We start from the raw sequence: 12,463 nt of genomic DNA, 5'->3' as shown, positions 1-12,463 counted from the left end.
AAGAGGTAAATCGCTCTGTTTCGACGCTTTACCTCTTTAACAACAGATAATTACAACTACTAATTACACCTTTGAACGGTCGGTTAAAATCTCATAACCAGTCTCCGTTACCAAAACTGTATGCTCAAATTGAGCCGACAAAGAATTATCCATTGTGACTGCTGTCCAACGGTCAGATAATGTTCGTGTGTGTCTGGAACCCGCATTTAAAATTGGCTCAATTGCCAGCGTCATCCCCGCCCGAAGTTTAACATTTGGCATCTCGCGGGTACGATAGTTAAATACTGAAGGTTCTTCATGCAGGTTACGACCGACACCGTGTCCAGTGAATTCTTCGACTATACTAAAACCATTAGATTTCACATGATCTTCAATTGCTCCAGCTAAATCGAGCAGGTAGACACCAGCCTTAACTTGCTCAATGCCTTTATATAAAGCTTCTTCTGCTACGCGAATTAATTTAGCAGCTTCTTGCGTCACTTCACCCACAGCAATTGAAATGCAAGAATCACCATGAAAGCCTTGGTAATAAGCACCCGTATCTACTTTTAATACATCCCCGACGCGAATCACTTTCTTGGGGCTAGGAATGCCATGTACTGCTTCATTGTTAATGCTGGAACAGATAGAACCTGGAAAACCGTGATATCCTTTAAAACTCGGTGTTGCACCCATTTCGCAGATGCGTTTTTCTGCATAAGCATCTAAATCAGCTGTTGTCATTCCTGGCTTTACTAGCTTGGAAATTTCTTTTAGTACAGTTGCTACAATTGTCGATGATTGTCGCATGATTTCAATTTCACGCGGCGATTTAATTTCAATTCCTCGGCGCTGTTTTTTCGCAGGTGCAGGTTGAGTCGCTTGAGAAAGTAAGTTACTGAAAATGTTCATGGGAAATTAATAATTACTGGTGGCTCTGACGCTGAAGTATCAATGCTTTCTCTGGGTTGATTGAGAAATAATATCTATAATTTAAGTTATTTTAATCCTTGATAGGGATTCTTTTGTTTTGGACGCTAATGTATATAGAATAACATATTTACATACTCCTAATGTGTTGGGTTTGAATCAAAAATGCCCTAAGTTATTTTTCACAACGCACTATGGGAGTTGGTACAGTTTTGTCTAAAATGAGGGTTGAAATTTAAACGCAGAGGGTCACGAAGGTAAGCGCAAAGGTACGCAGAGAATTTAATGAAATGTTGTATTTAGCTCAATAGCTGAATTACCCAAGCTAACTGTAATTTCTGTAGGTGGTTACTTGAGCAAATCTCTAAACAAATTCGCCGCTATTGCTGGAGTAGCAGCGATGAAATTTAGAGCTAGGAGCAACGTTAATATCACGTAGTTACGCCGTAATATTTGTACCCAAGTAGGAATTGTGAAACTAAGGGATTTAATTACAATTTCGTAAAAACAGTTATAAATTTTCATCACTAATTCTTAAAAGGCAATGTTGATGAGCAGGAATAATTAGGGCTTGTGGGAAAAACCACTTTACCTATTCTTTATATTATCCATGCCTAGTGCCTTATCTCTACCTAATACTTTTCTCTGCTAACACAGATGGCCCAGCAGTAACGACTACGATTCCATCTGGGTGGAGTAACTCACGAGCCGCTTGATTAACTTGGGCAAGGGTGACTTTCTGGATTTTATCAGTGAAAGAGTGCAATTCTACTTTATCTAGTCCGTACACTTCATTCATCAGAATTCTATCTGTTAATTCCTCTGGATTTGCCAAGGAAACGTTGTAGTTGCTGATGACAGTGCGTTTAGCTGTGTCTACTTCCAGTGCAGTTACACCTTGTTGATGGATTTGCTGTAGTATTTGGCGAGTACTAGCGATCGCTTTACTGCTATCTTCAGGACTAGTCTGCATCTCAATCAAAAATGTCCCTACATTCTTCCCGGCTTGGAAGGAGCTATAAATTCCATAGCTCAAACCTTGGCGATCGCGCACTTCTGCACCTAGTCTACTAGATAAGGTATCGCCTCCCAATATCTGGTTCAATACTAAGGCTGCATGAAATCGAGGATCGTAACGGTTAATGCCTGTGTAACCCATATAAGTTACAGCTTGGGCTTTATCTGGTAAAACTGGGTTAACACTGACGATTTTCTCCGGCATTGCCACCGGGGGATATTTTAATATGGGTGCTTTTCCGCTAACTTCCCAGTCTCCAAACTTATTTTTTATCAGCGATCGCACTTTGTCTAGATCAAAATCTCCCACCAGCGCTAGCACTGTAGTGTCTGGACGATAATGTTTAGTTTTGAAATCAATCAGATCCTGGCGCTGAATCTGCTGTAAACTCTCCTCTGTGGGAAAGGTATGTAAGGGGTGTTTTTTCGGATAAATTGACTGAACAAATACTCTTCTGGCTACTTCTGATGGCTCATCTAATTCCTGTTGCAAATCAGTTATGGTTTGTTGGCGATGCAGTTCCAACTCTTTGGTTGGAAAAGTACTATTTTTAACAACATCTGCCAATATTTCCAGGAGTATCGGCAAATCATCTGCTAAACTATCACCTTCGATATGTACACCTTCGCGGTAGGTTTGAAAGTCTAGACTTGCCCCTCGTTCTCCTAAGACTTTAGCAATAGTTAAAACATCCTTGCTCTTAGTGCCATTTAGCAAATTATCTGCTACAAAAGCAGCTAATCCAGCTTTATTCTCTGGATCGAATTCCGTCCCAGCTTGAATATAGCCGCTCAAGGTAACGGTGGGAGTACTCCCATCGGGCAACAATAATATCCGCAATCCGTTGGGAAATTTAAATTCATCTGGTAAGACTTGGGGAATCGCATCTGTAGCCAAATCCACAGGCGGTAAGTACTTTATCACCTCAGAAAAAAGCACGGGTGCGCCAGGAGAGAAATTTTCTGTAGTTTGGGCTGAGTCTGGTTTGTCAGCAACTTCTGTTATCAACTTCTGGGTTGGCTCAAAAAAACCTACTGTCCGCGCTTCTTTTGTCAGATATTTGCTAATCACAGCAACAACATCCGTTGGCTTTACCAAACGAACAGCTGCCAAATAGCGGTCTGTGTAGCGATAATCACCAACAGTTGTTTCATCAGTGCCCAATCGCATTGCTTGAGAGGTGATATCACGGTTACTCAAAATTACATCTGCTGTTAATTGAGTTTTGGCTCGTTCTACTTCCTCAGATGTTACGCCTTTTTCTGCTACATTGGCGATCGCGCTACTCAACATTAAGTCAATTTTTTTCAAATCTTGTTTAGAACCAGCCGTTACCAACACTTCATACCAACCAGATTCTCGCAAACTGGTAACGGATGCTGTAACTTCACTAGCTAAACCTGACTCCACCAATGCCTGATAAAGTCTAGAATTCCGTCCTTCTGTCAAAATGTAATCCATCACATCCAGCGCCGGGACATCCGGTTGATTTGCATCTGGTAGCGGATACACAACTTGTAACAGCCGCCCTGCTCCCGGTTCTTGCAATACGATGGGAGTGCTGAGTGCTGAGTGCTGAGTGCTGAGTGCTGAGTGCTGAGTGATAGAGAAATAACTCCTGCCTCCTGCTCCCTGCCCCCTGCTTCCTGCCTCGCTACTTTGCCAAACTCCTCTTTAATTGTTTCGAGGGCATTTGCAGTTTGAAAATCTCCAACAATTACTAAGACGGCATTATCGGGACTGTAAAAATTGCGGTAATATTTTTCTACCTGCTCAACTTCAAACTTCTCGACATCAGCTTTTGTGCCACCTACAGGCAACCCATAAGCATGATTGGGAAACACCGCTTGCATGACAGCACGGTTGAGGCGATATTCTGGACTATTTTCGTAACCCTGCAACTCCGAAATTACTACGCGCTTTTCACTCGCTAATTGCTCTGGCTCAATCTGGGAATTTTGCATTCTGTCAGCTTCCAGCACTAAGAGCGCTTTCAGCTTGTTTCGTTCCACAGTACCGTAATATGCAGTTTGATCGTAGCTGGTGAAAGCATTGGAATCACTACCTAAAGCACTAAACAAACGTCCAAATTGAATTGGATGATTTCGAGTGCCTTTAAACATCATGTGTTCTAGCTGGTGGGCAATGCCATTCATACCCGGTTCTTCGTTGCGTGAGCCAACCTTGTACCACACCTGCACCGTCACCACTGGCGCAGTATGCACTTCCTTTGTCAGGACAGTTAGACCATTCTCTAGTACTGTCTTGCGGACATTTTCTGTCAGTGTTGAGGGCATTATTCTTTTTGCTAGCAAGGTTGACTGATATTTTTCTTTGTTAGTAAATATAACTGGATCTTGGCTATGAGCAGGTCGATCGCTCAACAAAAAAACAGCTACTAGCCATAAACTTAAAAGTAATAACGGCAAAGGATATTTATAAAATTTAGAATAAAATTTGGAAAATCCATACATGTATTTAGCAGATATATCTGTAAATTAAGTTACATAGTTATTTTCGAGAGAGACTACACTTTAATCTGGCAAAAAAATCTGTGACTTCGGTAACAATACAGAAAAACAAAATATTAGCAACAAAGATAATAAAAAAGCTAAATTATGAAAGTTTTGCTAAAACCCGAATGAATTCCAGAGGTAAGCCATCAGTATCGGCGATGAAAGCCACTTCGTAAATGCGATCGCCTATTTGCTGTTGTGTTGGTTCTAAAAGTACCTTCAACGGTTCTAATCCTTCGGTTTGACTCTCAGCAGCTAGCAAAACACACTTTTGCAAATTTGTCAACCAGCTAGGTAAATCTGGTGTAATCTCAGTTAAATCGAACGAGAGATGATAATACCCTACATAATGCTCATCAGCAAAAGCATCTGGGGCTGGTTTTGGTTCGGGAATTTGGATCAGTTCAATTCTGCCGCCAAATCCTTCCATCCAGCAAGCTAGGGTGTAGCCTGTGGTAAAGCGTTCTGAGATTGTAAACCCTAAAAGTTCGTAGAAAGCGATCGCTCGATGAATATTCGCAGTCCGAATAGAAGCGTGGTGCATAATACAGTAGTGCTGAGTGCTGAGTAGCGAGTGCTGAGTAAGACCTTACACTTAAATCCTAAGCATTAAAAACTTTTTAATTGAGTGCAATTAAAACTTCTTCTCCCTCAGAACTCAGGACTCATAACTCAGCACTAATTACTGACCATTACTCAAACAACCTGAAATAAGGGTAGCGTACAGGGACACCAGGCTCTTTTTCCAAGTCAAAATTAATCACTTCCCAACAGGCATCATCTGAAGTATCGGGGCTAAACTCCACGGGTAAACCGTACAATCGCGCAGCAGTAGCTTCTGGTTGTCCAGAACGCCAAGGGGTGCTGCGTTCCAAGTAGCCACTCATCAATTCCTGATAGCGTCGAGCAATAATCACTCGTGTTGCTCGAAAGCCTTGGGTATAGAGCTTATCTAATGCTTCGTGAATTTCAAAGCGAATACCATCAGGATGAGTATGTTGTCTATACCATTCATTATTCCACCTCCGCCAATGACGCCCCGATTGCAAATGGATTAACTCTCCATTTTTAGGATTAGCTTCAAACGCGCCATGACGAGGACACAAATAGGTATCTGTTAGTGTCAGCGCCGGAATAGTCTGGCGACAATGGGGACACTGTATTTCCGGCCCAAACATCGGGTACTGCAAACCTGGATTCATCATGAAGTGCGTACAAACATAATTTTGTCTTCACCAGCACTAGTGGGTTGAATTATACACTTCGGCTCAACCACTTTGGGTTACTTGCTCGCTCCTGCATAGACACGGTGTTGCGGCAGGAACATTGTTCACTAGTGTTTTCCTCAGCGTAGAGGCTTGACGCTGTGATATCCTGGTTGTGCAACCAGTCTCAAAGGTTGGAGTTTCTCCAGTGTTCCTGGGTACCATATTCATATTCTATCGTGTCTACCGCTTCTTACTGGACATCTCCTGATTTTTCTCAAGCTGCCTTCATTGCGGGCAATGCTGTTGTTATGGGTTCGGTAAATATAGCAGCAGGAGTAAGCATTTGGTATGGAGCAGTGGTTAGGGCAGATGTAGAACGGATTGAAATTGGCGAATGCACAAATATTCAGGATGGTGCAATTTTACATGGTGATGCTGGTTTTCCAACAATCTTAGAAGATCATGTTACCGTAGGGCATCGCGCTGTAATACATTCTGCTTACATTGAGCGTGGAAGTTTGATTGGCATTGGCGCAGTGATTTTAGATGGGGTACGAGTGGGTACTGGTAGCATTATTGGTGCTGGCGCAGTGGTAACTAAAAATGTACCGCCTTTGTCCCTAGTTGTCGGTATTCCTGGGAAAGTGTTACGCCAAGTAACAGACGTTGAAGCCGCAGAACTGATTGAACACGCTAAACGTTACCATAAGTTAGCTTTAGTTCATGCTGGTAAGGGTACTGATATTGGCTTTAGCAAGTCTTAGGGAATAGGGCATGGGGCATTGGGGATTGGACACTTGTACTGAGCCTACGTTGCCCGTAGTGCTACCATTCGCGCAGCGTCTAGTAGATAAGAAAAGGACTGGGGAAGATGAGAAAGTAAGAAAGAAGAGTTTTCCGCCTCTGCTTCTTTTCAATGCCCAATGCCCAATGCCCAATGCCCTATAAATTAAACATTCTTTACATTTGTATTTGGAAAAATTGCCCACTTCAGCTAAAAATAAAAATGAGAGCAGTTGACAAAACTTTAATTTCTACATAAGAGAGGGGTTCTAGATATGGATATCGATTTCCGTATAGCGATCGTTTTAGCACCAATTGTTATTGCTGCCAGCTGGGCAGTGTTTAATATTGGCGCTGCGGCTTTAAGACAAATTCAAGGCTTTTTTGATCGGGAAGCCTAAATTGATTAATCGGGCATGGGGCATTGGGCATTTCCTCCCTGCTCCTCTGCTTCCTCATCTCCCTACTCCCCACTACCCCTTCCTTGGATATTGATTCTTTAATACAACCGCTGCAACGCTTTGGCGTCCATCTGGGACTTGATCGCATTGTCAATTTATTGGCAAATCTTGGCAATCCTCATCACCAAGTCCCAGTAATTCATATTGCTGGCACTAATGGCAAAGGTTCAGTTTGTGCCTATCTTTCCTCCGTACTCACTGAGGCTGGTTATCGTACAGGACGCTACACTTCCCCCCATTTAGTTGATTGGACGGAACGTATTTGTCTGAATGAACAGCAAATTTCCTCTGAGGAATTGAGTCAATTATTAGAAAAAGTCCAAGCGGTTATTCGCCCTGATGACGAATCGGCAACTCAGTTTGAAGTAATTACGGCTGCCGCTTGGTTATATTTTGCCCAGCAGCAAGTTGATGTGGCTGTGGTAGAAGTCGGACTAGGAGGGCGCTTAGATGCTACCAATGTCTGTTTGGAACCTCTGGTTACGCTGATTACTTCCATTAGCCGGGAACACTGGCAGCAACTTGGCCCTACCATCGCTGATATTGCTAGAGAAAAAGCAGGTATTCTCAAACCTGGATGTCCTGTTGTGGTTGGGCCATTACCACCAGAGGCAGACAAAGTGGTGCGATCGCGTGCTTTAGAATTACAATGCCCGATTTTTACACCTCAACCTGCCCGTGAAATCACTACAGGATGGGCAGAGTATGAAACAATTCAAAATTCAAGTTGCGCTTCTAGCGCACCAAAGGTGCGACTCAAAATTCAAAATTTAAAATTAATTAAATACCCTTTGCCGTTAGCGGGACAAATTCAGTTAACTAATTCAGCTTTGGCAATAGCAGCTTTAGAAATTCTCCAACAACAAGGTTGGCAGATTTCTGAAGAAGCCATAATTAACGGTATGGCAAAAACTAAATGGCCAGGGCGGATGCAATGGACTACTTGGAAAAACCATAAATTATTACTTGATGGCGCTCATAATGCCGCCGCCGCCGAAGTTCTCCGCCAGTATGTTGATAGTTTAGACGCAGTTAACCACAAACCCGTCAATTGGGTTATGGGAATGTTTGCCGATAAGGATCATACTGATATTTTTACCGCTTTACTGCGACCAGGCGATCGCCTTTATTTAGTGCCAATACCAGTAGAACCTTGGCCCGGTAGAACTTCCGCTGACCTAGACTACTTATCAAACCTAGCTTACAGCCTCTGTCCCCAATTAAGCGATCGCCAAATACATCCAGATTTATTCACAGCACTAGAAGCCGTAATCTCAACCAAAACCACAGACGATTTAATCGTTTTGTGTGGTTCCCTTTATTTAGTAGGCGATTTTTTACAAATGGGAAATAGGGAATAGGGAGATGAGGGAGATGAGGAGGCAGCGGAAAATAACCAATGCCCCATGCCCAATGCTCAATGCCCAAATTTACCTCTGGTTCCACTGCTGCACCGCATCTTCTACGGCTTTATCTACCGTCTTTTGCCCTAACATTGCGGCTTGCAAGTTTTCGTAAACTGCCTTTTGCAGTTTGTTAGAATCCTTCAAAGTAGGGGTTAATATTTCTGCCTGTTGCAGTTGTTGGGCAGTAATAACTCGCGCTTTTTCTATTGTTGAAGCATTAGCTGGAACATCTTTAAAGTAAGTATCAGACAATGCTTTGATTGTAGAAGGTAGAACATTTGCAGCTTTAGCAAAGGCTAACTGATTTTCATCATTGGTGACAAATAAAGCAAACTTAACAGAAGCGTCTGGTTGTTTGCTATCACGGGGAATAACCATGTTCATCACCGCGACATTTTTCTTACCTGTGTCACCAGTCAGTTGAGGTGCTATTCCCGAAGCTTGAGCAATTTTCGGGGCATTATTCGCGATCGTTTTCAGGAACTCTGGCCCAGAAGCTAGAAACGCCGTCTCTCCAGATTGGTATAAATCGATCGCGTGGCGATGTCCTTGGGTTAAAGCTTCTTTAGGAAGCAACCCTTTTTTATACAAGTCTACCCAATACTGAAACGCGGCTTTCCCTGGTGCTGAATTAAACGCCGCTTTACCCTCAGCATCTATTAAGGTGACTCCCATTTGCACAAAAGATTCCAGCACTTCACCAGAATCTTGCGGTACGAAAGTTACAAAAAAGGCATATTTCCCCGTCTTATCTTTAATTTGTTGCGCGGCTTGTGCCAATTCTGCGTAGGTTGCAGGGACTTTATTGATACCTGCCTGTTTTAATAAATCAGTGTTATAAATGGTTAGCCGTGTGGTGAGATACCAGGGAATCCCAAAACTCTTGCCATTAAGCGTACAAGATTCCCAGATATTCGGCAGATAGGAGGAACGTACATCATTTGGGACTTTCGTATCTAAATCTAACCAAGCATTTCGTCCGGCAAGTTGGGAAGCAAAACCCGGATTCAAGTTAACTACATCAGGTGGCGTTTTTGCGGAGACAGCTGTTAATATTTTGTTCTCCATTGCCGCCCAAGGTACATCAACCCAGTTAATCTTTATACCTGGATTTTGCGATTCAAAATTCGCAATTAGGCCTTTGAAGTAGTCGGTAAATTGAGGTTGGAGTTGCATTGTCCAAAACTCAACAGTTCCCACTCCTGAAGTAGCTTGTTTTGTACTTGTATTAACATTACCTGTGCTGCAACTTACAACCCAACTGGTTATTAAGCCAAGCAGTACCAAAGCAACAAGTTGTTTAAATTTTCGCAATTGAATCATTTTCCCAGTATTTTTACGCTTGATCGGTGTGAAAAGCTTAGACAGAATTGTTGAGATTATAGGCTAAATAAATTACCCGTAAAGACGTAATATATAACGCCTTTACTGCAACAAATTTAAATTTTCAATTTAGCAGTCCAGCGGGCACAACTGTGGTAAAAAGCTTCAATAGTCTGTTTGGCAAATCGAAAAAAGGAGTAGGCATTGAGCTTGCTCCCGAACGGGTGAATGTAGTTCAGCTACGCAAGCAGGGTCAAGGCTTGAAATTAGAAATCTGTACATCGGTAGCAGTTCCAGAAGGGATAGTTATCGATGGTCAAATCAGCGACCCTCCAGCAATGGCGCAATTAATCCAGCAAGCGCTAGCTGAGAGCAAAATCAAAACTTCTCGCGTTGCCACTGGTGTACCAGGACGAGATTCTATCGTTCGGATTATACCAGTGCCAGCAGAGTTAGATGATAAAGAGCTGCGAGAAATGGTGCTGAACCATGAAGCAGGTTTGTATTTACCCTATCCTCGTGAAGAGGCTGATGTAGATTATCAGAAACTTGGGTACTTTGTAGATGAAGATGGCATTGAAAAAGTACACGTACTCCTAGTTGCCACCCGCAAGGAGATAACGGATACCTATATAAGTACCTTCGAGCAGGCAGGATTACAAATTGATGTTTTAGAAATTAACAGTTTTGCTCTGATTCGGACTATTCGCGAACAACTGCGACAATTTGGGCCGCAAGAAGCAGCAGTACTAGTTGATATCGAGTTTGACAGTACAGAAATCGCCATCATCGTTAACGGAGTGCCGCAATTTTCGCGCACAGTCCCAATCGGGACTTATCAAATGCAAACTGCCTTAGCAAGGGCAATGAGCTTACCTACATCACGAGATATGGAACTGTTACACGGAATGGTTATTCCTGCAACTCCTATAGACGGTGGCAAAACTGGCGTTACCGAACTCGATCCTGGTATGGCTGCCATATTGAGAGTCTTGGGAGAACTAACGGATGAATTGCGCCGTTCCATCGATTTTTACCTGAATCAAAGTGAAAATTTGGAGGTAGCGCAGATTTTATTAGCTGGCCCAAGAGGTGGACTTCAACAGCTAGATGAATTTTTTACCCAACGATTGAGCTTGCCAACTACCCAAATAGATCCAATCGGGTCTTTATCTTTGGAAGTGGACACTGATAAATATCCACAGGTACAACGCTCTGGCTTGGCGATTGTACTCGGTCTAGGAATGCGGGAGGTGTAACAAAATGTACAGCCTAGATGTTAACTTTCTTAAAGACCGCCCAGCATACCAGAAAAAGCCAGAGAGAAAAGGAGGAATAGCCCTAAAATTTCCTACGGGGGATTTGACACCAGTGTATGTGGGAGTTGCACTAGGTGTAGGACTTCCAGCTTTATTGGGAGTTGGTTGGTGGTTGTTGCAAGGAAAGATTGTTGAGTTAGATGGGCAAATTGCACAATTAGACCAAGAAAGCAAGAGGTTAGATACAGAAATAGGAAATCTGAACAATATCAAAGCCGAGACGAACGCAGTTAAAGGGGAAACCCAAGCTTTAGTAACTGTATTTGACCAGATTCGTCCTTGGTCAGCAATGCTGCAAGATTTGCGCGATCGCATCCCAACGGCAGTGCAAATCGAGAATATCAAGCAAATCCCACCCATTGCGGTAGCGGCAGGTCAGCCACCAAATAATCCGGCAGGGGGATTAGAAATTAACGGATTGGCTCGTTCCTTTAATGATGTCAATGATTTCTTATTGAGTTTACAACAGTCTCAGTTTTTGAAGTCCACAGAAACCAGAATTCTGACAGCAACGTTAGTAGATGCTCCCTTAACATCAGGTGTGGGTCAATCTTCTACTGGCGTAATAATTAAGCCACCCCAAGTAGTTAAATACACTATTCAATCGAGCATGAACGACGTTCCAGCGTCGGAATTAATCAGGGAGTTGGAAAAAAAAGGCACAGTGGGGTTAGTAACTCGAATTCGTAATATGCAACAAACAGGAGTCATTTCAAAATGACGCTGAGTGATGATTTAAATTTTGCCGAACAAGGTGGGGAATTCGACCAGGCAACGCCAGCCTCACCTGTAGTATTTGGTATTGCCTTCACACCAAAAATTATTGGGATCTTGGTGGGGGTAATTGGTTTAGCGGGAGCAGGTTATATATTGTTAAACCTGCTGATGCCAGCTTGGGAAAGCTATCAGCAGCAGCAAGCCAAAAGCTCGGAACTGCAAGCGCAAATTGAGCAAAAAAAAGCCAATATCAAACAGATTGACAAAGTTAAAGACGAACTAGCACAGGCAAAGCAGCAAAAAATTCAGGTTTTAAGTTTATTTGCTAACGAAAAAACCTTAGATACATTGCTATTGGATTTGAACCGCTTAATTGAGTCTGGCAATACTGCAACTTCTATTAATGCAGTAAGAGCCAAACTGAAGAAATTTGTGCCGATTTCCCAAAAACCAGAACCGATTACCGATGGAAGTCTGGGACTAGAAGTTAACGGCAAGCTGCAACGCAGTATTATCAATGCCGAGATTACAGCAACTTATGAACAAACACAATCGATAATTCGTAACATTGAGCGGTTACAGCCTTTGTTAATAGTTAAAGATTATCAAGCAACTTTGGCTCCAGCAGAGACAAGATCCCCATTAGATAAAACACCAATGCAGGTAGGCCCAGCAGCGATTAATACATCATTCCAGTTACAGGTATTGATGCCACTTAGTCCAGAAGAAATAGCCGCAGCAGCTAAAGCTGCTCCGAAAAAGTAGTCAAATTAGAGCCGGGACGAATAGAATTCGCGGCTATA

12 protein-coding genes are annotated in these 12,463 nt (G+C 42.7%); 6 read left to right on the top strand and 6 right to left on the bottom strand.

Annotated features, from left to right (window positions below; translation table 11 throughout):
• Window positions 1-63: 63 nt before the first annotated feature.
• From map to HWQ58_RS24190, 5 genes are all read right to left on the bottom strand, one after another.
• Complete coding sequence (gene map, locus HWQ58_RS24210) at window positions 64-891, bottom strand: type I methionyl aminopeptidase (RefSeq protein WP_292868220.1); 828 nt, start codon at window positions 889-891, stop codon at window positions 64-66.
• A gap of 646 nt (window positions 892-1,537) precedes the next feature.
• Complete coding sequence (locus HWQ58_RS24205) at window positions 1,538-3,475, bottom strand: pitrilysin family protein (RefSeq protein ID WP_292868217.1); 1,938 nt, start codon at window positions 3,473-3,475, stop codon at window positions 1,538-1,540.
• Complete coding sequence (locus HWQ58_RS24200) at window positions 3,388-4,356, bottom strand: pitrilysin family protein (protein ID WP_292868214.1); 969 nt, start codon at window positions 4,354-4,356, stop codon at window positions 3,388-3,390. Before HWQ58_RS24200 ends, HWQ58_RS24205 begins: the two co-directional genes overlap by 88 nt.
• 187 nt (window positions 4,357-4,543) lie before the next feature.
• Window positions 4,544-4,987: a VOC family protein gene (locus HWQ58_RS24195; protein WP_292868211.1), complete on the bottom strand. Its 444-nt coding sequence runs from the start codon at window positions 4,985-4,987 to the stop codon at window positions 4,544-4,546.
• 148 nt (window positions 4,988-5,135) lie between these two features.
• Window positions 5,136-5,648: a TIGR02652 family protein gene (locus HWQ58_RS24190; protein WP_292868208.1), complete on the bottom strand. Its 513-nt coding sequence runs from the start codon at window positions 5,646-5,648 to the stop codon at window positions 5,136-5,138.
• 239 nt (window positions 5,649-5,887) lie between these two features.
• Between HWQ58_RS24190 and HWQ58_RS24185 the strand changes: the two genes are divergently transcribed.
• The 3 genes from HWQ58_RS24185 (at window position 5,888) to HWQ58_RS24175 (ending at window position 8,256) form a co-directional block, all read left to right on the top strand.
• Window positions 5,888-6,415: a gamma carbonic anhydrase family protein gene (locus tag HWQ58_RS24185; protein WP_292868205.1), complete on the top strand. Its 528-nt coding sequence runs from the start codon at window positions 5,888-5,890 to the stop codon at window positions 6,413-6,415.
• A 294-nt stretch (window positions 6,416-6,709) separates the two neighbouring features.
• Window positions 6,710-6,835: a photosystem II protein Y gene (locus HWQ58_RS24180; RefSeq protein ID WP_292868203.1), complete on the top strand. Its 126-nt coding sequence runs from the start codon at window positions 6,710-6,712 to the stop codon at window positions 6,833-6,835.
• An 83-nt stretch (window positions 6,836-6,918) separates the two neighbouring features.
• A complete protein-coding gene (locus tag HWQ58_RS24175; RefSeq protein WP_292868200.1) occupies window positions 6,919-8,256 on the top strand; it encodes a folylpolyglutamate synthase/dihydrofolate synthase family protein in 1,338 nt (445 codons plus the stop codon).
• 69 nt (window positions 8,257-8,325) lie between these two features.
• Here the strand turns inward: HWQ58_RS24175 and HWQ58_RS24170 are convergent, their stop codons facing one another.
• Window positions 8,326-9,624 (bottom strand): sugar ABC transporter substrate-binding protein, encoded by a 1,299-nt coding sequence (locus HWQ58_RS24170; protein ID WP_292868197.1) that lies wholly within the window; start codon window positions 9,622-9,624, stop codon window positions 8,326-8,328.
• 152 nt (window positions 9,625-9,776) lie between these two features.
• Here HWQ58_RS24170 and HWQ58_RS24165 point away from each other — a divergent pair, with 152 nt between their 5' ends.
• The 3 genes from HWQ58_RS24165 to HWQ58_RS24155 are packed head-to-tail and all read left to right on the top strand — an operon-like array spanning window position 9,777 to window position 12,425.
• The gene (locus tag HWQ58_RS24165; RefSeq protein WP_292868194.1) at window positions 9,777-10,883 is read left to right on the top strand and encodes a type IV pilus biogenesis protein PilM; all 1,107 of its coding nucleotides are present in this window, start codon (window positions 9,777-9,779) and stop codon (window positions 10,881-10,883) included.
• Window positions 10,884-10,887: 4 nt separating this feature from the next.
• Window positions 10,888-11,664 (top strand): PilN domain-containing protein, encoded by a 777-nt coding sequence (locus HWQ58_RS24160; protein ID WP_292868191.1) that lies wholly within the window; start codon window positions 10,888-10,890, stop codon window positions 11,662-11,664.
• On the top strand, window positions 11,661-12,425 hold the full coding sequence (locus tag HWQ58_RS24155) for a pilus assembly protein PilO (RefSeq protein ID WP_292868188.1): 765 nt from the start codon (window positions 11,661-11,663) through the stop codon (window positions 12,423-12,425). The genes HWQ58_RS24160 and HWQ58_RS24155 overlap by 4 nt, the downstream gene beginning before the upstream one ends.
• Window positions 12,426-12,463: the final 38 nt, after the last annotated feature.

This window comes from Nostoc sp. LPT (genome assembly GCF_017115165.1).
In the GTDB taxonomy this organism is placed as follows: domain Bacteria; phylum Cyanobacteriota; class Cyanobacteriia; order Cyanobacteriales; family Nostocaceae; genus Nostoc.
The sequence above is the reverse complement of the archived record's forward strand: the minus strand, read 5'-3'. Positions and strand labels throughout refer to the sequence as shown.

Coding starts and splice junctions, on each gene's coding strand:
- map (WP_292868220.1), bottom strand. CDS start 891: ATGAACATTTTCAGTAACTTACTTTCTCAAGCGACTCAACCTGCACCT.
- HWQ58_RS24195 (WP_292868211.1), bottom strand. CDS start 4,987: ATGCACCACGCTTCTATTCGGACTGCGAATATTCATCGAGCGATCGCT.
- HWQ58_RS24190 (WP_292868208.1), bottom strand. CDS start 5,648: ATGATGAATCCAGGTTTGCAGTACCCGATGTTTGGGCCGGAAATACAG.
- HWQ58_RS24180 (WP_292868203.1), top strand. CDS start 6,710: ATGGATATCGATTTCCGTATAGCGATCGTTTTAGCACCAATTGTTATT.
- HWQ58_RS24170 (WP_292868197.1), bottom strand. CDS start 9,624: ATGATTCAATTGCGAAAATTTAAACAACTTGTTGCTTTGGTACTGCTT.
- HWQ58_RS24160 (WP_292868191.1), top strand. CDS start 10,888: ATGTACAGCCTAGATGTTAACTTTCTTAAAGACCGCCCAGCATACCAG.
- HWQ58_RS24155 (WP_292868188.1), top strand. CDS start 11,661: ATGACGCTGAGTGATGATTTAAATTTTGCCGAACAAGGTGGGGAATTC.